This window comes from Pseudacidovorax sp. DMC4 (assembly GCF_056314265.1).
Genome location: NZ_JBQUYR010000007.1, coordinates 273,725 through 297,219 on the forward strand (window position 1 = coordinate 273,725; position 23,495 = coordinate 297,219).

24 protein-coding genes are annotated in these 23,495 nt (G+C 69.2%); 19 read left to right on the forward strand and 5 right to left on the reverse strand.

Annotated elements, in window-relative coordinates:
• Window position 1 precedes the first annotated feature (1 nt).
• Complete coding sequence (locus ACT54X_RS15285) at window positions 2-1,168, reverse strand: AAA family ATPase (RefSeq protein ID WP_476347374.1); 1,167 nt, start codon at window positions 1,166-1,168, stop codon at window positions 2-4.
• 250 nt (window positions 1,169-1,418) lie between these two features.
• Here ACT54X_RS15285 and ACT54X_RS15290 point away from each other — a divergent pair, with 250 nt between their 5' ends.
• From ACT54X_RS15290 to ACT54X_RS15320, 7 genes are all read left to right on the forward strand, one after another.
• Window positions 1,419-2,009 (forward strand): adhesin, encoded by a 591-nt coding sequence (locus ACT54X_RS15290; protein WP_476347375.1) that lies wholly within the window; start codon window positions 1,419-1,421, stop codon window positions 2,007-2,009.
• Between the two features lie 178 nt (window positions 2,010-2,187).
• Window positions 2,188-2,967 (forward strand): amino acid ABC transporter ATP-binding protein, encoded by a 780-nt coding sequence (locus tag ACT54X_RS15295; protein ID WP_476347376.1) that lies wholly within the window; start codon window positions 2,188-2,190, stop codon window positions 2,965-2,967.
• Window positions 2,968-3,000: 33 nt separating this feature from the next.
• The gene (locus ACT54X_RS15300) at window positions 3,001-3,933 is read left to right on the forward strand and encodes an aminotransferase class IV (protein ID WP_354319264.1); all 933 of its coding nucleotides are present in this window, start codon (window positions 3,001-3,003) and stop codon (window positions 3,931-3,933) included.
• Between the two features lie 38 nt (window positions 3,934-3,971).
• Window positions 3,972-4,817 carry a transporter substrate-binding domain-containing protein gene (locus ACT54X_RS15305; protein WP_354319265.1) on the forward strand — a complete coding sequence of 282 codons (846 nt, stop codon included), beginning with the start codon at window positions 3,972-3,974 and terminating at the stop codon, window positions 4,815-4,817.
• Window positions 4,818-4,994: 177 nt separating this feature from the next.
• Window positions 4,995-5,684 carry an amino acid ABC transporter permease gene (locus ACT54X_RS15310; RefSeq protein ID WP_114803246.1) on the forward strand — a complete coding sequence of 230 codons (690 nt, stop codon included), beginning with the start codon at window positions 4,995-4,997 and terminating at the stop codon, window positions 5,682-5,684.
• A 5-nt stretch (window positions 5,685-5,689) separates the two neighbouring features.
• Window positions 5,690-6,355, forward strand: a complete 666-nt coding sequence (locus ACT54X_RS15315) for an amino acid ABC transporter permease (RefSeq protein ID WP_294372137.1) — start codon at window positions 5,690-5,692, stop codon at window positions 6,353-6,355.
• Window positions 6,356-6,410: 55 nt separating this feature from the next.
• Window positions 6,411-7,091, forward strand: a complete 681-nt coding sequence (locus ACT54X_RS15320; RefSeq protein WP_294372135.1) for a GntR family transcriptional regulator — start codon at window positions 6,411-6,413, stop codon at window positions 7,089-7,091.
• A gap of 99 nt (window positions 7,092-7,190) precedes the next feature.
• Here ACT54X_RS15320 and ACT54X_RS15325 read toward each other — a convergent pair whose 3' ends face one another.
• The gene (locus ACT54X_RS15325) at window positions 7,191-7,862 is read right to left on the reverse strand and encodes a TetR/AcrR family transcriptional regulator (RefSeq protein ID WP_294372133.1); all 672 of its coding nucleotides are present in this window, start codon (window positions 7,860-7,862) and stop codon (window positions 7,191-7,193) included.
• A 154-nt stretch (window positions 7,863-8,016) separates the two neighbouring features.
• Here ACT54X_RS15325 and ACT54X_RS15330 point away from each other — a divergent pair, with 154 nt between their 5' ends.
• From ACT54X_RS15330 to ACT54X_RS15370, 9 genes are read left to right on the forward strand one after another with little or no spacing between them, the layout of a single operon-like run.
• Complete coding sequence (locus ACT54X_RS15330) at window positions 8,017-9,210, forward strand: acyl-CoA dehydrogenase family protein (RefSeq protein WP_294372128.1); 1,194 nt, start codon at window positions 8,017-8,019, stop codon at window positions 9,208-9,210.
• Between the two features lie 14 nt (window positions 9,211-9,224).
• Entirely contained in the window at window positions 9,225-10,316 is a 1,092-nt protein-coding gene (locus ACT54X_RS15335; RefSeq protein ID WP_354319268.1) for an acyl-CoA dehydrogenase family protein, read from the forward strand.
• Window positions 10,317-11,111, forward strand: coding sequence for an enoyl-CoA hydratase/isomerase family protein (locus tag ACT54X_RS15340; RefSeq protein ID WP_294372123.1), 795 nt, complete (start codon window positions 10,317-10,319; stop codon window positions 11,109-11,111).
• 58 nt (window positions 11,112-11,169) lie between these two features.
• Window positions 11,170-12,423, forward strand: a complete 1,254-nt coding sequence (locus ACT54X_RS15345) for an ABC transporter substrate-binding protein (protein WP_354319269.1) — start codon at window positions 11,170-11,172, stop codon at window positions 12,421-12,423.
• A gap of 13 nt (window positions 12,424-12,436) precedes the next feature.
• Complete coding sequence (locus tag ACT54X_RS15350; protein WP_354319270.1) at window positions 12,437-13,324, forward strand: branched-chain amino acid ABC transporter permease; 888 nt, start codon at window positions 12,437-12,439, stop codon at window positions 13,322-13,324.
• Window positions 13,321-14,346, forward strand: coding sequence for a branched-chain amino acid ABC transporter permease (locus ACT54X_RS15355; protein WP_354319271.1), 1,026 nt, complete (start codon window positions 13,321-13,323; stop codon window positions 14,344-14,346). Before ACT54X_RS15350 ends, ACT54X_RS15355 begins: the two co-directional genes overlap by 4 nt.
• Window positions 14,343-15,176, forward strand: a complete 834-nt coding sequence (locus tag ACT54X_RS15360) for an ABC transporter ATP-binding protein (RefSeq protein WP_354319272.1) — start codon at window positions 14,343-14,345, stop codon at window positions 15,174-15,176. Before ACT54X_RS15355 ends, ACT54X_RS15360 begins: the two co-directional genes overlap by 4 nt.
• The gene (locus ACT54X_RS15365) at window positions 15,169-15,873 is read left to right on the forward strand and encodes an ABC transporter ATP-binding protein (protein ID WP_476347377.1); all 705 of its coding nucleotides are present in this window, start codon (window positions 15,169-15,171) and stop codon (window positions 15,871-15,873) included. The genes ACT54X_RS15360 and ACT54X_RS15365 overlap by 8 nt, the downstream gene beginning before the upstream one ends.
• Before the next feature lie 25 nt (window positions 15,874-15,898).
• Window positions 15,899-17,581 carry an AMP-binding protein gene (locus ACT54X_RS15370; RefSeq protein WP_294372109.1) on the forward strand — a complete coding sequence of 561 codons (1,683 nt, stop codon included), beginning with the start codon at window positions 15,899-15,901 and terminating at the stop codon, window positions 17,579-17,581.
• 17 nt (window positions 17,582-17,598) lie between these two features.
• On the opposite strand, the gene ACT54X_RS15375 is transcribed toward ACT54X_RS15370, so the two are convergent.
• The 3 genes from ACT54X_RS15375 to ACT54X_RS15385 are packed head-to-tail and all read right to left on the reverse strand — an operon-like array spanning window position 17,599 to window position 19,987.
• Window positions 17,599-18,828, reverse strand: coding sequence for a beta-ketoacyl-[acyl-carrier-protein] synthase family protein (locus ACT54X_RS15375; RefSeq protein ID WP_294372106.1), 1,230 nt, complete (start codon window positions 18,826-18,828; stop codon window positions 17,599-17,601).
• 34 nt (window positions 18,829-18,862) lie between these two features.
• Entirely contained in the window at window positions 18,863-19,144 is a 282-nt protein-coding gene (locus ACT54X_RS15380; RefSeq protein ID WP_294372103.1) for an acyl carrier protein, read from the reverse strand.
• 3 nt (window positions 19,145-19,147) lie between these two features.
• Window positions 19,148-19,987 carry an alpha/beta hydrolase gene (locus ACT54X_RS15385; RefSeq protein WP_476347378.1) on the reverse strand — a complete coding sequence of 280 codons (840 nt, stop codon included), beginning with the start codon at window positions 19,985-19,987 and terminating at the stop codon, window positions 19,148-19,150.
• Window positions 19,988-20,160: 173 nt separating this feature from the next.
• Here ACT54X_RS15385 and ACT54X_RS15390 point away from each other — a divergent pair, with 173 nt between their 5' ends.
• Genes ACT54X_RS15390 through ACT54X_RS15400 form a run of 3 tightly spaced genes read left to right on the forward strand, consistent with a single transcriptional unit; the run spans window position 20,161 to window position 23,470 of the window.
• A complete protein-coding gene (locus ACT54X_RS15390; RefSeq protein WP_294372094.1) occupies window positions 20,161-20,838 on the forward strand; it encodes a response regulator transcription factor in 678 nt (225 codons plus the stop codon).
• Window positions 20,835-22,247, forward strand: coding sequence for an ATP-binding protein (locus ACT54X_RS15395; RefSeq protein ID WP_476347379.1), 1,413 nt, complete (start codon window positions 20,835-20,837; stop codon window positions 22,245-22,247). The genes ACT54X_RS15390 and ACT54X_RS15395 overlap by 4 nt, the downstream gene beginning before the upstream one ends.
• Window positions 22,248-22,264: 17 nt before the next feature.
• Entirely contained in the window at window positions 22,265-23,470 is a 1,206-nt protein-coding gene (locus ACT54X_RS15400) for a LysR family transcriptional regulator (RefSeq protein WP_476347380.1), read from the forward strand.
• Window positions 23,471-23,495 lie beyond the last annotated feature (25 nt).

Genomic DNA, 23,495 nt, shown 5'->3' on the forward strand with positions numbered 1-23,495 from the left:
GTCAGCGAGCCGGAACTCCCCCTCCGCCCAGCGCCTTGCGCTCGCGCCAGGCCGTCTGCACGAAGGGATCGGTCACGGCGTAGATGCCGTGGCCCTTGCGGATGATGAGATTGGCGTCGCGCAGTTCGTCGGCCACGCGCTGCACCTGGTCGGCCGTCACGTCGCGGGCCAGTTGCGCGGTGTAGTCGGCCAGGGCCTGCGCGCCGAACAGGCCGGTGGCGTCGCCCTCGGCCTGGGCCACGCGGTCGAACACGGCGCCGGCGAGGGTGCCCAGGTCTTCCACCTTGCGCAGTTCCACGTCGGCCGCCGCCGTCTTGAGCGTGGCGGCGATCACGGGCAGGAAGCGGTCGGCCTCGGCCGGGTCGGCCTGCTGCAGCTGGCGCAGGGCGCGGATGAGCTCTTCCGGGCGCCGGCCCAGGGTGTCGAAGGCCTCGATGGCGACGGCCAGACTGGGCTGGACGCGGGCGCCTTCCAGGGCGATGCCGTCCAGCACATGGGCCACGTAGTCGCCGTCCAGCGTCGGGTAGTCGACCGAGGTTGCGCCGGCGAAGGCATGCCGGCCCTGCAGCGTCATGCCCACCACCTGGGCACGGTGCGAGCCCGTGCCGATGAAGATGAAGTGGCCGGGTGTGGCGGGCCGCGGGTTGATCGCGTCGCGTGCCGCCTTGATGGCCAGCAGCATCTGCGCGCCGTCTTCGCCGGCCAGCGCCTGCTGCACCTCGTCGACGATCAGCACCACGTCGGTCCGGGCCTTGTCGACCACCTCTGTCAGTGCGTCGGCCAGCGTCACGCCGCCCTTGGCGCCCACCTCGTTCAGCTGGAAGCCGAACTTGAAGCCGGCGGCGCCCACATCCAGCCCTTTGAGCCGCTTCAGGCGCGCGAGCACGCCCGAGGCAGGCGTCTGCAGTTCGCCCAGCGCGCGCTGGATCGCCGTGTGGATGAGCGTGGCGGGGTTGGCCCGCGTATCCGTCCAGAGGTCCACATAGATGACGATGGCGCCCAGCGCCTCCAGGGCCGGGATCAGGTCCTGCCGCAGGAAGGTGGTCTTGCCGGTCCGCCGCAGACCCGACAGGAACAGTCCGGAGCGCAGGCCCTGGTCGAGCAAGCCCGGACGCAGGAGCTGACGCGCCATCTGGTCGGCCAGGGCTGTACGGTGGAACAAGGTCATTTCGGCGATTTTACCCAGATTGGCTAATTAGCTGAAATCCATAAAACGCGCGAAAGGGGCGGCCCTTGCGTGCGCCCGCCACGGACCGGCACGCGCGGGTACGCAGAGGGGCCGTGGCTGCAGGCCCCGTCCCACAGCCACCTGCGTCGCGCCCGCACGCCGGGCGGCCGGACTGTGCATCGAAGGTTCGGGCCGGACCGGTCGAGAGGCGACCGGTTTCACGTGACCAACTATGAAAGGAACAGTCACCATGAAGCAACGACAACAACAACGATCGCACCGTCTCCTCGCCTGCGCCCTGTTGGGCGGATTGCTGGCCGTCGGCGGCCATGCACAGGCCCAGGGCGTGGGGGTCGGCGTGGGCGTCAATGCTGACGTGAATGCATCCGGCTCCGCCGCCGGCCAGCGCGCGGGCGTTGGCATGTCGACGGGCACCAGTGCGGGTGCCAATGCCGGCACGACCCACAACGGCGCCCACGCGGGCGGCAACGCCCGCACCGGCGGCAGTGCCGGCGCCCAGACGAGCGGCGCCGGCAACGCGGCGGGTGGCGTGGGCAACGCGGTCGGCGGCGTGCTGGGCGGCGTGACCGGCGCCGTGGGCAATGCACCCACCGCCGTGGGCGGCGTGGCCAACAGGGTGGGCGGTGCCGCGAACACGGCCACCGGGGCCGCCACGTCTGCAGGCGGCGCGGCAGGCGGCCTGACCAACACCGTGGGCGGCTCGCTCAACGGCACGGCCGGTGCGGCGGGCTCGGCGGGCGGTGCATTGAGGGCGCCGGGTGCGGCTGTCGGCGGCAGCGGCAATGCCCAGGGCTCGGGCGCGGTGAACCTGCAGAAGTAATCCGCAGTCTCTGACTTGGAAGGCCCGCGGCGCGAAAGCGCGGCGGGCCTTTTGGCGTGGGCACAAGGTCAGGCTGGCATGGATGCTGCATGGGAAAACCAGACTGTCGATTGTTAGACAATCCAACAAAATCCCCGCCGGCCTTCTTGCCAGACGCCGATCCATCCTTCCGCTTTTCATGACCCAGCCCATCCTGCGCATCAGCGGCCTCCACAAGCGCTTCGGCGATCACCATGTGCTGCAGGGCATCGATTTCGACGTGCAGCCCGGCGACCGCGTGGCCATCCTGGGCTCCAGCGGCTCGGGCAAGAGCACCTTCCTGCGCTGCCTCAACTTCATGGAAACGCCCAGCGCCGGACGGATCGAACTCAAGGGCCAGCCCATCGGCCAACCCGACGCGCGCGGCGGCGATGGCGTGCGCTATACCCAGGCCGAACTGGCACAGGTGCGACGGCAGGTCGGCATGGTGTTCCAGCAGTTCAACCTGTTCCCGCACATGACGGTGCTGGGCAACGTGATGGAAGGCCCCATCACGGTGCGCGGCATGGGCGCCGCGGCGGCCCGGGACATCGCCCTGCGCGAACTCGACAAGGTGGGCATGGCCCACAAGGCCGACGCCTATCCCGGCCACCTGTCTGGCGGCCAGCAGCAGCGCGTGGCCATCGCCCGCGCGCTGGCCATGGCGCCCGACGTGCTGCTCTTCGACGAGCCCACGTCCTCGCTCGACCCGGAGCTGGTGGGCGAGGTGCTCAACGTCATCCGCGACCTGGCCGAGGAAGGCCGCACCATGCTGCTGGTCACGCACGAGCTGGGCTTCGCCTATCACTACGCCAACAAGGTGCTCTTCCTGGCCGACGGCCAGATCTACGAAGCCGGCACGCCCGACGAGGTGCTCAAGCACCCGCGCAAGGAGCGCACGCAGCGCTTCCTCGAACGCTTCACGGCCTTCAGCTTCTGAATCGGCCGTTTCCTCATTCCGCGCCCTCTTCCCATGCAGCTTTCCAACCCCGCCTCCGCCACGAGCTCCCAGGCCTACCGGGCCGATGACCGCAACGAGCAGGTGCTCGTCTATCTCAACGGCGACTTCGTGCCCCGCAGCGAGGCCAAGGTGTCGATCTTCGATGCCGGCTACGTCTGCGGCGATGGCGTGTGGGAGGGCGTGCGGCTGGTCAACGGCCGCGTGATCTCCTTCGACGCCCACATCGACCGCCTGTTCGAAGGCGCCAATGCCATCGCCATGGACATCGGCCTGACCAAGCAGCAGGTCAAGGACGTGATCCTGCGCACCTTCGAGGTGAACGGCATGCACGACGGCGCGCATGCGCGCCTCATGGTGACGCGCGGCCTCAAGAAGACGCCCAACCAGGACCCGCGCTTCATCATCGGCAGCGCCACCGTGGTCTGCGTGGCCGAGCACAAGGTGGTGGACGCCGCGGCCAAGAAGCGCGGCCTGGCGCTGCACACCAGCACCATCCGCTGCAGCACGCCCGACGTGTTCGACCTGCGGCTCAATTCGCACAGCCGGCTCAACTTCATCCAGGCGCTGATCCAGGCCATCCACGTCGGCGCCGACGAAGCGCTGATGCTGGACACGAACGGCTTCGTCTCCAGCTGCAACTCGACCAACTTCTTCATCGTGCGCGGCGGCGCGCTGTGGACCTCGTCCGGGCGCTACTGCTTCAACGGCATCACGCGCGCCACGGTGCTGCGCCTGGCGCGCGAAAACGGCATCCCGGTGCACGAAGGCGACTACACGCTGGCGGAGGTCTATGCCGCCGACGAGGCCTTCGTCACCGGCACGCTGGGCGGCCTGACGCCCGTGGCGGCCATCGACGGGCGGCGCCTGCCGACCGAAGGCTACGGCCCGCTCACGCAGCGCCTGGCCGACCTGTACCAGGCCTACATCACGGCGCCGGCCGCCTGATTTCTCTTTTCTACCTGTCCACTTTGTAGGAGCGACGAATGAACATCCTGTCCCGCTTTGCCGCCGTCCGCCGCGGCCTGCTGGTCGGCCTGGTCGGCCTGGGTCTGCTGGCCGGCCTGCCGGCCCAGGCCCAGACGCTGGAGAAGGTCAAGAAATCCGGCGAGCTGCGCATCGGCGTGGCGCCCGGCGACCCGTGGTACTACCGCGACCCCGCCACCGGCCAGTGGACCGGCGTGGGCGTGCTGATGGGCGAGCAGATCGCCAAGAACATCGGCGTGAAGATGGTGCCGGTCGAGACCACCTGGGCCAACAGCGTGGCCGGCCTGCAGTCGGGTCAGTTCGATGTGATGTTCGTGCTCGATGCCACCGAAGAGCGCAAGCGCGCCATCGACTTCCCTACCGCGCCCATGCTCTGGTACGCCCAGGGCGTGCTGGCCAAGGACGGCCTGACGGTCAAGAACTGGAGCGACCTGGACAAGCCCACCGTGCGTGTCGGCGTGGCCCTGGGCACCGCCACCGACCGCGATCTCACCAAGCGCCTGCCCAACGCCAGGATCGAGCGCTTCACCAACACCGACGAGACCGTGGCCGCCTTCAATGCCGGCCGTGTGGATGCCATCGGCTTCTACCACTCGGTGCTGACCATCGCGTATTCCAAGATCAAGAAGGGCAGCGTGCAGATCCCGCAGCCGGTGGTCGCCATCGCCACCAGCGCCGGCGTGCGCAAGGAGCAGGACCCGGCCTTCCGCGACATGCTCGACGAGCAGTTCAAGAAACTCTATGCCTCGGGCCAGACGCAGGCGCTGTACGCCCAGTACCTCAAGACCAAGGGGCTGGATCCGGACAAGATGCCTGGCGTGACCAAGGAGTCTCTGGAGAAGTAGTGACACCCCCCAAGTCGCTTCGCGACTCCCCCCTCTCTGTCGCCTTCGGCTTGGAGGGGGGCGCACCCGGTGGCCTGGCAGAGCCAGTTCCACGGGTGCCTTGGCATGGCCTGCTCCGCGGCCATTCGAGTCGCCCTCGCGCCATCCGGGTTGCGCGCGGCGCCACGGACACATGACATGAACTACGACTGGGACTTCGGCGCCGTCTGGGAATACCGCCAGATGCTGCTGACGGGCGTGCTCGGCACCTTCCGCATCGCGGCGGTGGCCATCGCCATGGGCGTGCTCATCGGCGCCGTGCTGGCCACCATGCGCCTGACGAAGACGCGCTGGCTGCAGTGGCCGGCGCTGTGGTTCACCGAGTTCTACCGCAACACACCGCCGCTGGTGCACTTCTTCTGGGCCTTCTATGCGCTGCCCGTGGTGCTGGGCGTGAGCCTGGACCCGTACGTGGCGGCCATCATCGCCCTTTCGACCCAGTCGGGCGCCTTCTATGCCGAGGTGTTCCGCGGCGGCGTGGTCAGCATCGACCGCGGCCAATGGGAAGGCGCCCGCGCGCTGGGCATGCGTCCGCCCGCGGTGCTGCGGCGCGTGGTGCTGCCCCAGGCGCTGCAGCGCATGCTGCCGCCCTTCATGGAACGCTCCTTCGAGCTCATCAAGACCACCGCCCTGGCCTCGACGCTGGCGTACTCCGACCTGCTCTACCAGGCCATGCAGGTCAACAGCATCACCTTCCGCCCGCTGGAGGTCTACACCGTGGTGGCGGCCATCTTCTTCGTCACGCTGTTGGTCCTCAGCACGCTGGCGCACCTGCTGGAGGCGCGGCTGACCCGCGCCACCCGGCCCGTTTCCGCAACCGCGAGGTGACCGGCATGGACTTCTCCTGGGACTTCACCCCGGTGCTGCAGAACTGGCCCGTGCTCCTCAAGGGCGTGGGCATGACGGCGCTGCTGTGGGTCATCGCCTTTCCGCTGTCGATGGTGCTGGGCCTGCTGCTGTCGCTGGCCACCGGCTCGGGCCGGCGCGTGCCGGTGCTGCTGGGGCGCAGCTGGGTCGAGCTGTTCCGCAATACGCCGGTGATGGTGCAGCTGATCTGGTTCTTCTATGCCTTCCCGATCCTCACCGGCGTGCAACTCACGCCGCTGGTGGCGGCGCTGTGCGGCTTGGTGCTCAACGCTTCGGCCTACTGTTCCGAGATCTTCCGCGGCGGCATCGCGTCGTTGCCCGTCGGGCAGTGGGAAGGCGCCCGCGCGCTGGGCATGACGCGCACCCAGCTGATGCGCCGGGTCATCGTGCCGCAGGTGCTGGCGCGCATGCTGCCCGCCTTCACCAACCGTGGCATTGAGCTGGCCAAGAACACCTCCATCGCGTCGGTCATCGCGGTGCAGGAGTTGATGTACCAGGGCCGCGCGCTGTCGGCCGCCTTCTACCGGCCGCTGGAGATCCTCACGGCCGTGGGCCTGATCTACTTCGTGCTGATCTATCCGGGCTCGTACCTGGCCTCGCGGCTGGAGAAGCGCTTCGCGCTGCGGGCCTGAAGCCCTTGCACCCCGCGAGCCGCATCAGCCCCTGGCCGAGAATCGCGCCCACACCATGAGCAGCATCCCCCGTTTCGAGCCCCTGCCCACGCTGACCCGCCGCGACCAGGTGGCCGAGACGCTGCGCCGCGCCATCCTCTCGGGCCGCATCGCGCCGGGCACGCAGCTGGTCGAAAGCCGGCTGGCCGGCGATCTGGCCGTGAGCCGCGGGCTGCTGCGCGAGGCCATCCGTGAGCTGATCGAAAGCGGCCTGGCCACCAACCGGCCCTATGCCGGCACCTTCGTCACCGAGGTCAATGCCGCCGTGCTGCGCGACGTCTACGAGATGCGACGCGTGATGGAAAGCCAGGCCTACCGCCGCATCTGGCCGCTGCGCGACGCCGCCTTCCGCGATGAGCTGCAGGCCCGCTTCGACCACATGATCGCGGCCGTGCGCAGCGACGACCTGTCGGAAGAGATCCGCGCCGAGGCGCATTTCCACGGCCTGGTCTACGAGCGTTGCGGCAACCACCTGATGCCCGCGTTCTGGCAGCAGATGACGCAGAAGATCCAGCTCGGCTTCGCCATCTGTCAGATCGCGCATGCGCCCAAGGTGGACTTCGAGGCCAACCACCGGCGCTTCCTCGACTGCGCGCTGGGCGACAGCCTGGACGAGATGGTGAGCGAGCTGAACGTGCACCTGGACCGCGGTCTGGCGACGATCCAGTTCGAAGCGGGCGCGGCCGCAGCCGCCTGAGCCATGACGAAGGCCGCTGCGGCCAGCTCCTGAGGCCAAACGTCCGACCGCCACTTTGGGCGGCGTCTGCGGCCTGGTGTCAAGTCGCTGAGCAAGCGCTCATGGCGCTCCCGCCGGAAGCCCTCCACCCATCAGGCCTCCCTTGAGGAAACGGAGGTAGGTCTTCATCACCGCATCTGGTATGCCGGAAGACTGCGTCCGTCGATGCAGGTGGTAGAGGTACAGGTAGTCCCGCGCGGCAATGAGCAGATAGGCCAGCGTGGCGAGTTCATCTTCACCGTAGTTGATGATTTCTCCATCTCGCTTCGCACGCTTGAGAAACTTCACGTAGCGACGCACCACCTCTTCGTGGTGACGGGACCAGGCCTTGGGCGCCTCAACTTCCGCTTCGTTGAGGACGCGCCAGAACCACGGGTTTTCCGAAAGGTATTCGAAGACTGCGCGGGCGCCTACCTCCTCCACCTCGAAGAAGCCCTTGGCGCCGTGCGCACGCTGGCGCACGAGCTCGAGCATCTGGACGCCGAAGTACGGCAGGAGCTCGTCGAAGAGCGCTTGCCGAGATTCGAAGTAGAGGTAGAAGGTGCCTTGGGCAATGCCTGCCTCTGCCGTGATGCGCTGGACTGAAGCATCGCGGTAGCCGAACTCGCCGACCACCTTGGCGGCAGAGACCATCAGGCGATCGCGGGTGCGCGCTGCCTTCTCCTCGCGGCTGAGTCGCACAGCGGCTGATTTTTTTCTCGCGGTGCGAGGGATGCCTGTCGCGGCGGCCAATACGCGTCCTTTCTGGCTTCGCTCGACGGCGAATAGCCTCCGTCCCAGTCTACTGAAGCGGCTCGGCGTGCCGAGCCGCAGCGTTTTCCCTAGTGGTCAGCGCATCGGATCGGACGAAACTGAATTATGACTCATCGTTCATTTTGTTTGTGTGATGCTGAACAGCCCTGCCTTTGAAGCCGAACAACGCTTTCGCCAGGAAGTGCGCGACTACTGCGAGAACGAGCTGCCGCGCAACGTTCGCGACAAGGTGCAGGCGAACCTCTTTCTGACCAAGGAAGACAACCTCGCCTTCCTTCGTTCGTTGGCACCCCGCGGATGGGTGGCCGGCCACTGGCCGCGGGAACACGGCGGCGCGGCATGGACGCCGCTTCAACGCTTCGTGTTCGAGGAGGAGAGCATGCGCTGCGGCGCGCCGTGGCTGATTCCGTTCGGCGTGAACTACGTCGGGCCGGTGATCTACACCTTCGGCTCCGAGGCGCAGAAGCGACGCTTCCTGCCGCCCATCCTGTCGTCGCAGGAGTGGTGGGCGCAAGGCTATTCCGAGCCCGGTGCCGGCTCGGACCTGGCCGGGCTCAAGACGCGGGCTGTGCGGCGCGGCGACCGCTACGTCGTCAGTGGCCAGAAGATCTGGACCAGCTATGTGCAATGGGCCGACTGGATGTTCTGCCTGGTGCGCACCAGTGACGAAGGCCGGCCCCAGCAGGGCATCTCGTTCCTGCTCATCGACATGCGCAGCCCCGGCGTGCAGGTGCGTCCAATCCGCACCATGGACGGCTGCCATCATGTCAATGAAGTTTTCCTCGATGAGGTCGAGGTGCCCGTGGAGATGCTCGTGGGCGAGGAGGGCAAGGGTTGGAGCTACGCCAAGTTCCTGCTGTCCAACGAGCGCATCCTCTCGGCCGAGACGGGCCGCGCCACGCGCCAGCTGCAGCACCTTCGTGCGTTGATGGCCGAGGCGCCCAGCGATGCGGTGCGCAATCTCCCCGTCTTCGAGCGGCGGCTGGCCGAGCTGGAACTGCGCCTGCATGCGCTGCGTGCCTTCTGCCTTGCCTACGCCCGCACCATGGACCCGGCGGCACCACCGGGGGTCGAAGCGTCGATCATGAAGATCCGCGGCACCGAGCTGCAGCAGGCCATTGCCGAGGCCACGCTGGATTGGCTGGGCGCCGCAGCCGTGGTCTACGACCCCCTTTTCGTGAACGCCGACACCCTCGCGTCCCCCGTGGGGCCTGCCACGACGCCCGGTGCAGTGCGCGAGTATTTGCATGGCCGCGCGTCGACCATCTATGGCGGCTCCAACGAGATCCAACGCAACATCATCAGCAAAGCGGAGCTCGGCCTGTGAACCCGACGACCTGGATGGACGACACCGATCAGGCCCTCGAATCGGCTGCGCGCCGGTGGGTTGCACAGCGCCATCGTTTCGAGGACCGGCAGCACCTCGCGCCCGACAGGCGTCGCCATGATCCGGCACTTTGGCGCTCTCTTGCGGAGCTGGGCTGGTTCGCGGTCGCGACCTCCGAGACCCACGGCGGCTTCGGCCTGCGCCCGTCGTCCATCGCCCTGCTCTGCCAGATCGCGGGAAGCGCATTGCTCACGGAGCCGCTGCTGAGTTGCGGTGCACTCGCACCGCAGCTGATCGAAGCGCTGGGCGACGCCACGCAAAGGTCGAAGTGGCTGCCTGACATGCTGCAAGGCACCCGCCTTGTGGTTGCCCTGGTCCCACCCGATCAGGATGTGGGGCCGGGCGTCACGCTCACGGCAGACGGTCGACTGCAGGGCCGCCTCGAGGTGGCGGTGGATGCGGACATCGCCGATGCACTGCTGATTCCTGCAGATGGCCGGCTCTGGTACCTGCCGGTCTCAGCAAGCGGCGTGCAACGCCAGCCGTATCCGCTGCTCGACGGACGTGGGGCTGCCACGGTGCATCTGGCCGCAGCGATTGCCGAGCCGCTGGCCGACCCCGAGCGTCGCTTTGCCGATGCCATGGCCCAGGCCCGCGCACTGGCGGCCGTCGCGGTGGCGTCGGATTCGCTCGGCCTGATGCAGTCGGCCTTCGATCAGACCCTGGACCATCTGAAGACGCGGCGGCAGTTTGGCATGCCCATCGGCAGCAACCAGGCCCTTCAGCACCGTGCGGTGGATGCATACATCCGGATCGCCGAAAGCCGTGCGGTCATCGACGAAGCGGTTGCAGCCTTGTGCGGCAACGCCCCACCCGTCGAGGCGGCGCGTGCCGTGCATGCTGCCAAGGCGCTGGCCTGCGAGAACGCCCGCAAGCTGACGCAGGAAGCGGTGCAGATGCACGGCGGCATCGGCATCACCGAGGAACACCCCGCCAGCCACTATCTGCGCCGCGCCCGTGTCAACGCGCAATGGCACGGCGCCGAGGATCTGCACCTGGCTGCGTTCGTCCGCGCCGGCGGCGCGCCCACTCCACAGGAGATCTGAATGGACTTTTCCAGCTACACCTGCATCGAGTTCGAGCGCCAGGGTCGCGTGCTCACCATTGCGCTCAACCGGCCCGAGCAGCGCAATGCGGTCAATGCGCGGCTGCACCACGAGCTGTCCCGCGTCTTCACCGACGCGCAACGCGACGAAGGCAGCGACATCGTCGTCCTCACCGGCCGAGGCCGTGCCTTCTGTGCCGGTGGCGACATCGACTGGATGCAGCAGTCAATCGATGAGCCCGCCGAGTTCGAGCGCACCGCCCGAGAGGCAAAAGACATCGTCTATTCGCAGCTCGACCTGGAGAAGCCGCTGATCTGCAAGCTCAACGGGCACGCGACCGGCCTGGGCGCCAGCCTTGCATTGCTGAGCGACGTGATCATCGCCTCCGACGAGGCTCGCATCGGCGATCCGCATGTGAGCGTGGGCCTGGTGGCCGGCGACGGCGGCGCGTTGATCTGGCCGCAACTGGTGGGTTATGCCAAAGCCAAGCGCTATCTGCTGACCGGCGAACTGCTGGGTGCCAAAGAGGCCGAGCGCATCGGTCTGCTCACCGAGGTGGTGCCGCTCGCACAGCTCGACGGCGCCGTCGACGCCTTGGCATCCCAGCTGGCATCGGGCGCCACCAAGGCCATCCGCTGGAGCAAGATCACCGCCAACCTGCCGTTGCGCCAGCTGTTCCACAGCTACTTTGATGCCGGCGTGGCCTACGAATGCATGTCCAACCTCACCCAGGACCATGCCGAGGCCGTGCGCGCCTTCCGCGAGAAGCGCAAGCCCGTCTTCAGCGGGCGCTGAGCCTGCCTTTGTCGTCCCTGACCTTCCACCGCCACCAAGAGCAATCCGGAGACACACCATGACATCCCTGCATCGCCGCACCCTCTTCAAGCAGGCCGCCGTCGCGGCGACCGTCGCCAGCATGCCGGCCTGGGTCCGTGCCCAGTCCGGGCCGCTGCGCATCGGGCTCATCACGCCGCTGAGCGGCCCACAGGAGTTCATCGGCTCCTACGTGAAGAACGGCGCCGAGATCGCGGTGGAGCAGATCAACAAGGCGGGGGGAATCCTGGGCCGTCAGGTGGCCCTGGAACTGCGCGACGACAAGGCCAATCCGGCCGCTGCGCTCGCGGCGGCACGCGAGCTGCTCGGCGCCGGCATCAACCTGCACACCGGCGGCATCTCCAGCGCCGTGGTGCTTGCGCTGGCGCCGGTGATGCAGCAGGAGAAGGGCGTCTTCATGACCTGCGGCGCGGGTACCGAGAAGATGAACCACGAGAACTACTCGCCCAACGTGTTCCGCCCCGGCGACGCGCCCGATGCACGCACCCGGGCGCAGGCCAAGCTGATGGCACAGAAGTACCCTCAGATCACGCGATGGACGGGCCTGGTGCCCGACCACGAATATGGTCGCACCACCTGGAGCATCTTCGTCGACGCGTTGCTGGAGTTCTATCCGGCACTCACCGGCAAGAAGCCCGAGATCATCGATCCGGTGCTCATGCCTTATGGGGTTTCCGACTACCGCAACTCGATCACCCAGGCGCTGCGCCAACCGGCGGACGGCGTCTTCAACTGCACCTATGGCGGCGATGCGATCACCATGTTCCAGCAGGCCCGCGGCTTCGGCCTGATGAGCCGCTACAAGGTCATCTGCGACGCCGCCAACGAGTTCCTCGTCGCGCGCGGACTCAAGCAGCAGCTGCCGCCGCAATGGACGGGCATGCACTACTACGCTGCTGCCAACAAGGGCAACCCGATCAGCGACCGCTTTGTGGCCGACTACGCGGCACGCACCAAGGACCCCGAGCCCCTGGGCTGGGCCGCAGAAGCGCATGCCAGCCTATACGCCCTGCAGAAGGCCATCGAGAAGGGCAAATCGACGGACACGGAGGCCGTTATCGCCAACCTCAAGGGCCTGACCTGGGACACCGTGACGGGGCCGCGCACCATGCGCGCCGAGGACAACCAGGCCATCAAGGATGTCGAGCTCGTCTATCTCGAGCCGGCCGATGATGCGAAGGGCTACAAGGTCGCCCAGTACGTCAAGGTGGACGGGAAGTCGGTCCTGTTCCCGCCGACCCCGGGCAAGAAGCTGCAGTTGCGCACTGCCTGAGGACGGTCCCGTCATGGCGCTGTCGGACATTGCCACGCTGCTTGTGAACAGCCTGACCTGGGCCATGGCGACCTTCCTCGTCGCCGCCGGCCTCACGCTGGTGTTCGGAACGCTGCACATCCTCAACTTCTCGCACGGCGGCTTTTTCATGATCGGTGCCTACGCGGCGTATTCGCTGACGCAGGCGCTGGGCGGCGCGGGCTCCATCGCGTTCTACCTGTTCGCGTCGCTGGCGGCCGGGGTGGCCGTGGCGCTGCTGGGTCTGGTGGTCGACCGCCTCGTGTTGCGGCGGCTGTCGGGCGTCGACGACGCCTATGTGCTGATCGCCACCTATGCCCTTCTTCTGGTGTGCGAAGGGTCCACCAAGCTGCTGTGGGGCCTCAACTATCACAGTGTGATGCCGCCTGCGGTGCTGGACGGCGCCTGGTTGCTCGGCGACGCCGTGCTCCCGCGCCTGTCGCTCTTCATCATCGTGTGCGGTGTCGTGGTGTACCTGGGGCTGGAGGGCTTTCTCAACCGGACCGCGCCTGGCCGGCTCGTCAAGGCGATCGCGGCCGATGCCTGGATGGCCCGTCTGCTGGGCATCCGGGTGCGCTGGGTGTACACCGGCGCGGTGGCGCTGGGGTTTGCGCTGGCCGGACTGGCCGGCGGGCTGCTGTTGTCCAACCAGACCTTGTCGCCGACGCTGGCCAGCGCCTTCGTGATCCAGGCCTTCGGCGTCATCATCATCGGCGGCATGGGCAGCATCAGTGGCGCTTTTGTGGGGTCGCTGTTGCTCGGGTTGATCGACGCGGTGGGGCAGTGGGTACTGCCCGGTCTGCCCGGTCTGCCCTTCTTCCTGGCCATGACGCTGATATTGCTGCTTCGCCCACAGGGCCTCATGGGAAAGGCCCGCGCATGAACGCCGCTTCCGCGCCCGTCAAGCGGGGCGTCGCCATCTCCCGGCGCGACTGGATGGTCCTGGCTCTTCTGGTGCTGGTGTCGCTGCTGGTGCCGGCCGGGCTGAACCGCGGGCTGGTCTTCATCGCCGGCATGATCTGGATCAACGCGGTCTTCGGGCTCGCCTTCAACCTCCTGTTCGGCATGTCGGGTGTGCTCAGCTTCGGCCAGGCGATGTTCTTCGCAGCCGGCGCCTACCTCTGCGCGCTGCTGCTGCAGTCGCAGGCGGTGCCTTTCGTGCTGATGGTGCCGCTGGCCGGGCTGCTGGGTGCGGCTCTGGCCACGGCGGTGGGCGTGGTGGCGTTGCGGCGTAGCGAAGGCGTGTACTTCGCCATCCTCACCTTGGCCTTCGCCGAGCTGGTGCATCTGCTGATCGCCAACACCTCGGTGCTGGGCCGGAACGACGGGTTGGCCGGCCTGGCGCGCCCACGTCTGGGCGGAGCGACCTGGGGGCTCGATCTGGCGCAGGGTGACCGCTTCTACTTCGCCATCGTCGTCACATGCGCACTGCTCATTGCGTTCGTGCGCTGGCTGCAGGGGACCCCCTTTGCGCGGGCCCTGCAGGCGCTCAAGCAGGACCCGGACCGCGCGGAGTTCCTGGGCATCCCGGTCAAACGGCATCGGCTGGCAATCTTCGCCATCGCGGGGGGTGTCACGGCTGCTGCCGGTGCGCTGGTGGCGCCCTGGGCCCAGATCGTGACGCCGGAACTGGCGCATTGGTCCAACTCCACCAACCCCATCCTCTACACGCTTCTGGGTGGTAGCGCGTATTTCTGGGGGCCGGTGCTGGGCGCCATCGTTCTGTCGTGCGTGTTCTACGCCACCCGCACACTGGTCGGGCTCTCGGACATGGTCACCGGCCTGCTGCTGCTCGGGGTGGTGTTGTCCTTGCCAGGTGGCATTCTGGGTCTGGTGGATCGGCTGCGTCGCCCGGCGCCGGAAGCTCTCACCCGCCCCGCGACTCCTCGGGAGGCCACGCGATGAGCAACCCCAGTGGCGATCGGCAGAGCACCCCGCCCCCAGGCGACGCTGAAGGCCGCTTCGCGGCCGCCCGCCTGGAAGCCCTGGGCCTGATCAAGGCGTATGGACGCATCCCCGTCCTGCGCGACGTGAGCCTGGCGGTCGAGCCGGGCGAATCGCACGTGGTCATCGGCCCCAACGGTGCAGGAAAGACCACGCTGTTCAAGGTCCTCACGGGAGAGCTCGTGGCCGACCGGGGGCAGGTGCGTTTTGCGGGCAAGGATCTGGGCCGGATGCCCGCCCATGCGCGGGTGCACCGCGGCTTCGGCCGGACCTTCCAGGTGGCCAAGGTCTTCACCGGTCTGTCCGTGCGCGACAACCTGCGCGTCGCTCTGGAGGCGCGGGAGCGCCGGGCCCGGCCGTGGCGCGGCATCTCGCGCGCGACAGCGAGGGGCTTCGAGGAGGCGATGCCGCAACTGCTGGCCGACACCGGCTTTGCCGGTCGGCCTGACGTGTCAGCGGGCAGCCTTCCGTATGGCGACCGCAAACGGCTCGAACTGGCAATGGTGCTGGCCCTGCAGCCGACCATCCTGTTTCTTGATGAGCCCACGGCCGGCATGTCGGCTGCAGAGAGGCAGGCCACGGTGACGCTGCTCAATGCCGTGCGGCAGCGCCATCGGTTGTCGATGCTGCTGACCGAGCACGACATGGACGTCGTCTTCGGCCTGGCTGACCGCATCTCCGTACTGCACCACGGTGAGCTCATCGCTTCGGGCACGCCCGCGCAGATCCGCGCCGACGCCCGGGTGCAGGAGGTCTATCTGGGCGCCGAGGAGGACATGGCACATGCTTGAGATCCGAGGTCTGCAGGCTTCCTACGGCGACAGCCAGGCGCTGTTCGGTATCGACCTGCGTGTGCCCGCCGGTGCCGGCGTGGCCCTGCTCGGGCGCAATGGCGCGGGCAAGTCGACGCTCATGAAGTCCGTGCTGGACGCGGGCCCGCGCACGCAAGGAGAGTTGCGCTTCAACGGCGTGGCCCTGCAGGGGCAGTCCACCGAGGCGCGCGCGCGGATGGGCCTGGCGCTGGTGCCGGAGGACCGTCGGCTCTTCGCGACTCTGACCGTCCGGCAGAACCTGGAGCTGGCCTGGTATGCCGCGCCCCGTGACCGACCCCGCATGACCGTGGACGCGGTAGTAAAGCTGTTTCCCCTGCTAGCTCCGCTGCTGGAGCGGCTGGGCGATCAACTCTCCGGCGGCCAACAGCAACTCGTGGCCGTCGCGCGGGGCCTGATGGCATCGCCGGCCCTGCTGATGCTCGACGAACCGGCAGAAGGCTTGGCGCCCAAGGTGGCCAACGACCTTGCGCGCGAGGTGCGCGCGGCACGGACGGTGCTGGGCCTGACGGTGCTGGTGGCCGAGCAGAGCATCGCCTATGCGCGGCAGTGCACCGAATACGTGTACCTGCTGGACAGCGGCCAGATCGTCTTCGCCGGCGACTGGGCCGCGTTCGATGCCGACCCGCAACTCAAGATGCGCTATCTGGCCGTGTGAAGCGGCCGCCTGAGGAGATCCGAGGATGAAGACCGACGTGAGCGGCTGGCAGTTGCAGTGGGACGCGGCCCGCGCCCGAGAGTGGTGGGCCGACGGCCGATGGCCTCGCCGCACCGTGGCCGCGGCGCTGCGCGACATGGCCGAGCGCGAGCCGGACCGGGTCACGCAGGTCTGCGGTGGCACGCCGGTGACCGCCGGCGCAGTGTGGTCGCAGGCCCGCGCGCTGGCGTCGTACCTGCAGGCGTCCGGCTTCCGCCCAGGCGATGTGCTGGCCTTTCAGACCCCCAACTGGCACGAAGCGGCTGTCATCGATGTGGCCGCCTGCCTGCTGGGCGTGGTCGTGTGCCCGATCGTGACCATCTATCGCGACAAGGAGGTCGAGCTGATCCTTGCGGACAGCCGTGCCAAGGGCATCTTCATCGCGCCCGAGTTCCGCGGCTGGGACCATGCCGCCATGCTGGAGCGCTTGCGGCCCCATCTGCCCGACCTGGCCCATGTGTGGACCGTGCGTGGCCCGCACGGCTCCGGTCGCGATCTGCGTGAGTTGGTCGCCAATGCCCCGCCGCCCGCGCCGCTGCCGGCCGTGTCCACCCAGGCGGTCAAGCTGGTGCTCTACACATCCGGCACCACCGGGCGACCGAAGGCGGTACTGCACACGCACGACACGCTGATCCGCGCCACGCTGATGTGCGCCCGGCACTGGGGCCTGAAGGCGGGCGACACGACGCTCATGCCGTCGCCCTTGACCCATGTCACGGGCTTCAGCCACGGCATCGAGATGCCCTTCTATGTCGGCACACGCTGCGTGCTGATGGAGCGGTGGGACGCGGCCCGCGCCGCGGACATCATCGAGCAAGAGGGCGTGTGCTTCACCATCGGCGCCACGCCGTTCCTGCAGGAGCTGATGGATGTGGCCGAACGCGAGCGGCGCCGCTTGCCATCGCTACGGCTGTTTCCCTGTGGCGGCGCCGCAGTTGCGCCGGAAGTCATCCATCGCGTGTCGCGCGTCCTCCCGGGGTGTACCGCCTTTCGCGTCTATGGCTCCAGCGAGGCGCCCATGATCACCCTGGGATTCAGCCGTCCCGACCAGGCCCGCCTGGCGGCCGAGACCGACGGCGAGGTGGTGGACTACGAGGTGCGGGTGCTCGACCCTGCCGGCCATCCGCTGCCGCCGGGCGGTGAGGGTGAGATCTGCGCGCGGGGCCCTTCGCTCTTCGTCGGCTATGTCGACCCGCAGCAGACCCGCGAAGCCTTCGATGAAGACGGCTTCTTCCACACCGGCGACGTCGGCTATCTCACGCCCGACAACGCGGTGGTCTTCACGGGTCGGATCAAGGATCTGATCAACCGCGGTGGCGAGAAGATCAGCGCCAAGGAGGTGGAGGATCTGCTGCACCAGCATCCTTCGGTGACGGGCGCCGCAGTGGTTGCCATGCCCCATGCCCGGCTGGGAGAGACCGTGTGCGCCTTCCTGATCCTGCGCGCCGATGCCCCGCAGGAGACATCGGGAATCGAGGCAATGCTGGCGGCTGCGGGTGTCGCGCGGCAGAAGCTGCCCGAGCACTACTTCCTGGTCGGGGAATTTCCCACCACGGCCTCCGGCAAAGTCCGCAAGGATGTACTCCGTGCCCAGGCTCGGGAGGGCGCCCCGCCCCTTCACAGCCAACCCCCCGCGCGGATGGCCGATTCGGGAGATGTCAAGGCGTAGCGCCGACGCTGGCCGCCCTACCCCACCCGGCTCGCAATCAGCACCGCATTCGTCCCGCCGAACGCAAAGGCGTTGGACATCACATGCCGGATGTCGCCGTTGGCGCGTGGCGCCAGGCCGTGCACGAGGTCCACGCCCAGGGTGGAGTCGGGCGCGGTGGCGCTGGCGGGCAGCTGGCCGAGTTCCATCGCGCGCAGGGCGCACAGCAGTTCGATGGCCCCGCCGCCGCCCATGATGTGGCCGTGCAGCGCCTTGGTGGCACTCACCGGCACACCGCGCGCACCGAAGATCTCGGCCAGCGTGGCGGCCTCGGCGGCATCGCCGGCGACGGTGCCGGTGCCGTGCGCATTCACATGGCCGATGTCGCTGGCGGCCAGACCGGCGTCGGCCAGCGCGGCGCGTACCGCGCGCACCTGGCCTTCGCTGTTCGGGTTGCTGATGTGGCTTGCATCGCAGCTGGTGCCGTAGCCGGCCAGCAGCGCCTGCACATCCACGCCGCGGCGCTCGGCCGAGGCGACCGATTCGATGATCACCGCGCCCGCACCCTCGCCCAGCGCGAAGCCCGCACGGTCGGCCGAGAAGGGCCGACAGGTGTGGGCGGCATGCGCCTCCAGCGGCGCCAGCACGCGCATGGCCTGCCAGCTGGCGATCACGCCCGGCGTCAGCAGGGCCTCATGACCGCCGGCGATGGCCACGTCCACCCAGCCGCCGCGCACGGCCCGCATGGCCTCGCCGATGGCCACCGCCGACGAGGCGCAGGCGCAGGCGTAGCCCACGGCCGAGGCGCGTGCGCCGAAGGCCAGCGCAAGCTCGGCCACGGCCGCATTGGGCATGGTCGTCAGCACCGTGGTGGGCCGCAGGCGGCGCTTGCGGCCGTAGAGCTGCTCGGTGGACTGGTCGAAGCTGCTCGCGCCGCCCATGCCCGTGCCCCAGAACACGCCCAGGCGCTCGGGCGCCGGCTGGCGGCTGCTCTCGAACAGGCGCGACTGCTCCGCGGCCTCGAAAGCGGCGCTGAGGGCCATCGCCGTGCCGCGGTCGAGCGTCACGCCCGAAGGTGCGCGGCTCTTGCGCTCGTCGAACTCGCTGCAGGCCGCCACGCCGACGGTGAAGCGCTCCACCCCGTCGATGACGACTTCGCGCGGTGCGATGGCGCACTGGTTGGCGGCCAGCGCCCGGTCCAGGGCCTGGACGCTGGTGCCCAGCGGGCTGACCAGGCCCAGACCGGTGATGGCGACGGGCGTGCTCACGGTGTCACCTCGGCCCGGCCTGCGTCGAGGGCGCTCATGCGTGGGCCGGCGTGGCGCCGCCGGTCTGCTGCTGTGCCATGTGCGCGTCGATGGCGTCGCACAGGTCGCCGAGGGTGATGCCGGCCTCGCGCGGGTCCAGGCGCTCTTCGGGCAGGCGCAGCTTGAGCGCGTCCTCGACCGAGAAGATGAATTCCATCAATGCCAGGGAGTCGAGGCCCAGGTCGGCCAGCGGAACTTCGGGGCGCAGCAGGGCCGGGTCGCAGCGGTGCTCTTCCTGGGCGATGCGGGCGATGGTCTGGAAGGTGGTCGACGGCATGGATCAGCTTTGGTTGGAGGTGGAAGGGGCGCGGCCCTCGGCCACGGCGCGGGCGAACTCGATCGTCTCCTCGGCCACCTGGCGGCGGTCGTTGTCGATCGAAATCATGTGGTAGCTGTTCTCGAGCACCACCGTGTGCAGCGGCGCATGCTTGAGGCCCTGGGCGAGCAGGTCGATGTTGGACAGGCTGGCCACCTCGTCCTCGCGGGCATGCAGAGCCAGCACGGGACAGCGCACGCGGTCGAGGCTGCGGCGCACGGCGCGACGAAGACGGTCGTATTCGCGCAGGTGGGCCACGCCGATGGCGGCACAGCCGGCGCGGGAGATCTGGCGGTCCTTGAGCTCCTGCTCTATCCATTCGCGCACGCGCTGGTTCTTGACGCCGTAGGGCGCGCGCTCGCGGTAGCGCCACAGGCGGCCCAGCGGCGTGTACAGGGCCAGCGGCAGCAGCCAGCGGCTGCGGCCCACGCTCCAGCCGTCCATGCGCAGCGTGGTGGACATCAGCACCACGCCGGCCGCGGCCTGCCCCAGCCGCGCCACGGCGGCCAGGGCCAGCGCGGCGCCGGCCGAGATGCCGGCCAGCAGCACCGTGCCGTATTGCTGCCGGAGCTGCGCGAACTCGGCGCAGACCCGGTCCACCCACTGGTCGAAGCCGGTGCTGCGCTGGCCGTCGGCATCGAAGGAATAGCCCGCGATGTGGGGCGCGCTCACATGCCAGCCGCTTCGGCGCAGCGAGGACTGCAGGTGCAGCAGTTCGTCGGCGGTGCTGCACAGGCCGGGCAGCAGCAGCACGGCGCCGCGCACGGGGGACGCAGCAGCGTCGGACAGGAAGGATGCGGTCATCGTCGGCTCCACGGACCCCTGCCTCGTGCGGGCGGGCCATCCGTCGTTGGGGCCGCAGATTACGCAGCGCTGCCTGAAGAAAGTCCCAAGAAATCCTGAAGACTTCTTCAGGCGGAAAACGGGCCTGCAAAGGCATACTGCCTGCCCCATGTGCCCGCCATTGCCCATTCCCGATGCGCATCCTCCTGGTTGAAGACGACCGCAAGGCCGCCCGCGTGCTGGCGCGCGGCCTGCAGGAGGAGGGCTTCGTGGTCGACGTGGTCCATTCGGCCGAAGAGGCGGACGAAGAGGCCTTCGTCACTGCCTACGGCCTCATCGTGCTCGACCGCATGCTGCCCGGCCAGGACGGCCTGGGCTGGTGCCGCGACCTGCGCGAGCGCGGCGTGACCACGCCCGTGCTCATGCTCACCGCCCGCGATGCATTGGTCGACCGCGTGGAGGGCCTCAACCTCGGCGCCGACGACTACCTGACCAAGCCCTTCGCCTTCGACGAACTGCTGGCGCGCGCGCGGGCGCTGCTGCGCCGCTCGGACCTGGCCCGACCCTCGGTGCTGGTGGTGGGCGCGCTGCGGCTCGATCCGCTCAGCCATGCCCTCACCGGCCATGGCCAGCCCATCGACCTCACGCAGAAGGAGTTCGCGCTGCTGCACATCCTGATGCGCCATCCGGGCGAGGTGGTGAGCCGTGCCCGCATCGCCGAGCAGATCTGGAAGGACGACCTGCTCGCCATCGACAACCTCATCGACGTGCACATGGGCAACCTGCGGCGCAAGCTGGAGGGCATCGCCGATCCTTCCATCGTCACCGTGCGCGGGCGCGGCTTCCGGCTGGACGTGGGGGCCACCGCATGACCATGCTGAGCTTCCGCCGGCGCCTGGCCATGGTGCACTTCGCCGTCGTCTCGCTGGTGATGGCGGTGGTGGCGGCGGTGGGCATCTGGGCCTTCTCGACCGACCTGCGCGGCGACCTGGACGACGCCATCCTGGCGCTGGCCGAGCTGGAGTCCGGCATGCTGGCCGTGGCCGAGCCGGGCACGCCCGCCGTCGTGCACGAGGCCGCGCGCAACCGCGGGCCTTCGTATGCGCGGGTGGATCGCCTGGTGCAGGTGGTGGACAAGGACGGGCAGGTGGTGGCGCGCAGCGCCAACCTCGGCTCGGCCACGCTGCCGGTGCCGGCGGACCTGCGGGCCCAACTGGTCGGCGGCGGCCCGCTCTACGAGGACCTGGAGCGCTTTGCCGGCGAACCCACGCGGGTGGTGTCGGTGCCGGTGCCCAACCGGCCCGACCTGATGGCCGTGCAGGTCGCCGCCTCGCTGGAGGACCTGAACCACGCGGTGGCCAGTGCCGGCGTCATGATGCTGCTGCTGACCGTGGTGCTGATCCTGGCGCTGGGCATCGCGGGCGAGCTGCTCACCCGCCGCGTCTTCAATGCCATCGACGACATCGTCGAACAGGCGCGCCGCATCGGCCAGCGCAACCTGGCCAGCCGGCTGCCGCACCCCGGCGTGCCGGACGAGATCGGGCGGCTGGTGGACACGCTCAACGAGATGCTCGACCGCCTGGAGCGCGGCATCGAGGCCCAGCGCAACTTCACGGCCGATGCGTCGCACGAGCTGCGCTCGCCGCTGTCGCGCCTGCGGGCCGAGCTGGAAATTGCGTTGCGCCGCCCGCGCGATGCCGCCAGCTATGTGGAGACGCTGCATTCCGCGCTGGACGAGGTGGAATCGCTCACCCTGCTGGTGGAGGAGCTGCTGGTGCTGGCCCGCCTGGATGCCGGCCAGGAGCGCGGCGAGATGGAGTCGCTGTCGCTGGCCGACCTGGTGCGCGAGACCATGCGGCGCATGGCCCCGGTCGCGCGCCAGCGCCAGGTGGTGCTGACGGTGAGCGAGGGGGCCGACCTGCAGGCCGTGTCGGCCCGCGTGCCGGTGCAACTCGCGCTGACCAACCTGATCGACAACGCCATCAAGTACTCGCCGCAGGGCGGTGCCGTCAACGTGAGCCTGCTGGCCGATGCGGCGGCCCGCGAGGCCATCGTGCGCGTGACGGACGACGGCCCCGGCATCGAGCCCAGCGACCTGCCGCACCTGTTCGAGCGCTTCTACCGCGGCGCCCGCGCCCGGGAGGCGGCGGCCGGCCTGGGCCTGGGCCTGTCGCTGGCGCAGGCCGTGATGCACGCCCACGGCGCCCGGCTGGAGGCGGGCAATGCGCCGGGTGGCGGGGCGCGCTTCGACCTGCGGCTGCCGATGGTGGCGGCGGGCTGAGTACGCCGTTGGCCGCCATGGTCCCTGCAGAGGCAGCCCTGCCGACGCTGCGGTCCTTGCGCGCGGCCATGGCGGTGGCCGCGCACGGCAGCACGACCGCCGCAGCCGGGGCGCTGCACCTGTCGCAGCCCACCGTGGCGCGCGCCATCGCGCAGATGGAAGCGGCGCTGGGCCTGCGCCTCTTCGAACGCAGCCGCCACGGCATGCGGCCGACCGCGCAGGGCGCGCCGCTCTTCGCGCGCATGCGCGAGACCCTGGCCCACCTCGCGCGTGCGGATGCAGGGCCCTGGCGGACGGCGGTCGGCGGCGGTCGCCTGGCCGCCCAGGTGAGCGAGCGCCAGCTGGACGTGGTGGTGCTGCTGGCCACCGCCGGCAGTCAGCGCCGCGCGGCGTCGCGGCTGGGCATGGCGCAGGCCTCGGTGCAGCAGGCACTGGCGCAGGTGGAACACCTGGCGGGCGAGCCGCTGTTCGACCGTCTGGCCGGCGGCCTGCGCCCCACCAGCCGTGGCGCCTGGGTGGCCCACCATGCGGCGCTGGCGTTGCGCGAGATGCAGGCGCTGGCCGAAGATGCCGCAGCCGCCCGCGGTCGGCTGCGTGGCCGCCTGGCCATCGGCACGCTGCCCTACTCCACCGGTGCCGTGGTCTCCGCGGCGCTGCAGCACGTCAGTGCGCGCTGGCCCGAGTTGCAGCTGTCGGTGGTGGACGGCACCTACGACACCTTGCGCAGCAGCCTGCAGCAGGCGCAGATTGACATCATGGTGGGCGCCTTACGGCCCCAGGTGCCAGCGGACCTGCGACAGGTGCAGCTCTTCCATGACCCGCTGGCGTTTCTGGTTCGCGCCGGCCACCCGCTGCTGACGCGTCGCCGGCTGCGCCTGGCCGACCTGGGGCGTGCCCAATGGGTGTTGCCGATGGCGGGCTCGCCCGCCTGGGAGGCGCTGGCCCGCGCCTTCGATGCCCACAACCTGCCCGCCCCGAGCGGCGTGCACATCAACAGTCCGGCGCTGATCGCGACGTTGCTGCAACAGAGCGACCGGCTGGCGGTGGCGCCGCCGAGCCAGTGGCACGGCGAGCTTCAGGCCGGGCTGCTCGCGACGCTCCAGGTCGCGCTGCCGCATCCGCCGCGGGCCATCGGCTTCACCGTGCGCACCGGCTTCGCGCCGCCCCCCGCCCTCGCGGCCTTCCAGGAGGCGTTGGCCGCCGCGGCGGCCCCGCGACGGTGACAGGCAGAACGCATGGAAAGGGGCG

What these genes read in the sequence shown, in the direction of transcription:
- ACT54X_RS15285 (WP_476347374.1), bottom strand. Translation starts at nt 1,168, where the DNA reads ATGACCTTGTTCCACCGTACAGCCCTGGCCGACCAGATGGCGCGTCAG.
- ACT54X_RS15290 (WP_476347375.1), top strand. Translation starts at nt 1,419, where the DNA reads ATGAAGCAACGACAACAACAACGATCGCACCGTCTCCTCGCCTGCGCC.
- ACT54X_RS15295 (WP_476347376.1), top strand. Translation starts at nt 2,188, where the DNA reads ATGACCCAGCCCATCCTGCGCATCAGCGGCCTCCACAAGCGCTTCGGC.
- ACT54X_RS15300 (WP_354319264.1), top strand. Translation starts at nt 3,001, where the DNA reads ATGCAGCTTTCCAACCCCGCCTCCGCCACGAGCTCCCAGGCCTACCGG.
- ACT54X_RS15305 (WP_354319265.1), top strand. Translation starts at nt 3,972, where the DNA reads ATGAACATCCTGTCCCGCTTTGCCGCCGTCCGCCGCGGCCTGCTGGTC.
- ACT54X_RS15310 (WP_114803246.1), top strand. Translation starts at nt 4,995, where the DNA reads ATGAACTACGACTGGGACTTCGGCGCCGTCTGGGAATACCGCCAGATG.
- ACT54X_RS15315 (WP_294372137.1), top strand. Translation starts at nt 5,690, where the DNA reads ATGGACTTCTCCTGGGACTTCACCCCGGTGCTGCAGAACTGGCCCGTG.
- ACT54X_RS15320 (WP_294372135.1), top strand. Translation starts at nt 6,411, where the DNA reads ATGAGCAGCATCCCCCGTTTCGAGCCCCTGCCCACGCTGACCCGCCGC.
- ACT54X_RS15330 (WP_294372128.1), top strand. Translation starts at nt 8,017, where the DNA reads ATGCTGAACAGCCCTGCCTTTGAAGCCGAACAACGCTTTCGCCAGGAA.
- ACT54X_RS15335 (WP_354319268.1), top strand. Translation starts at nt 9,225, where the DNA reads ATGGACGACACCGATCAGGCCCTCGAATCGGCTGCGCGCCGGTGGGTT.
- ACT54X_RS15340 (WP_294372123.1), top strand. Translation starts at nt 10,317, where the DNA reads ATGGACTTTTCCAGCTACACCTGCATCGAGTTCGAGCGCCAGGGTCGC.
- ACT54X_RS15345 (WP_354319269.1), top strand. Translation starts at nt 11,170, where the DNA reads ATGACATCCCTGCATCGCCGCACCCTCTTCAAGCAGGCCGCCGTCGCG.
- ACT54X_RS15350 (WP_354319270.1), top strand. Translation starts at nt 12,437, where the DNA reads ATGGCGCTGTCGGACATTGCCACGCTGCTTGTGAACAGCCTGACCTGG.
- ACT54X_RS15355 (WP_354319271.1), top strand. Translation starts at nt 13,321, where the DNA reads ATGAACGCCGCTTCCGCGCCCGTCAAGCGGGGCGTCGCCATCTCCCGG.
- ACT54X_RS15360 (WP_354319272.1), top strand. Translation starts at nt 14,343, where the DNA reads ATGAGCAACCCCAGTGGCGATCGGCAGAGCACCCCGCCCCCAGGCGAC.
- ACT54X_RS15365 (WP_476347377.1), top strand. Translation starts at nt 15,169, where the DNA reads ATGCTTGAGATCCGAGGTCTGCAGGCTTCCTACGGCGACAGCCAGGCG.
- ACT54X_RS15370 (WP_294372109.1), top strand. Translation starts at nt 15,899, where the DNA reads ATGAAGACCGACGTGAGCGGCTGGCAGTTGCAGTGGGACGCGGCCCGC.
- ACT54X_RS15380 (WP_294372103.1), bottom strand. Translation starts at nt 19,144, where the DNA reads ATGCCGTCGACCACCTTCCAGACCATCGCCCGCATCGCCCAGGAAGAG.
- ACT54X_RS15385 (WP_476347378.1), bottom strand. Translation starts at nt 19,987, where the DNA reads ATGACCGCATCCTTCCTGTCCGACGCTGCTGCGTCCCCCGTGCGCGGC.
- ACT54X_RS15390 (WP_294372094.1), top strand. Translation starts at nt 20,161, where the DNA reads ATGCGCATCCTCCTGGTTGAAGACGACCGCAAGGCCGCCCGCGTGCTG.
- ACT54X_RS15395 (WP_476347379.1), top strand. Translation starts at nt 20,835, where the DNA reads ATGACCATGCTGAGCTTCCGCCGGCGCCTGGCCATGGTGCACTTCGCC.
- ACT54X_RS15400 (WP_476347380.1), top strand. Translation starts at nt 22,265, where the DNA reads ATGGTCCCTGCAGAGGCAGCCCTGCCGACGCTGCGGTCCTTGCGCGCG.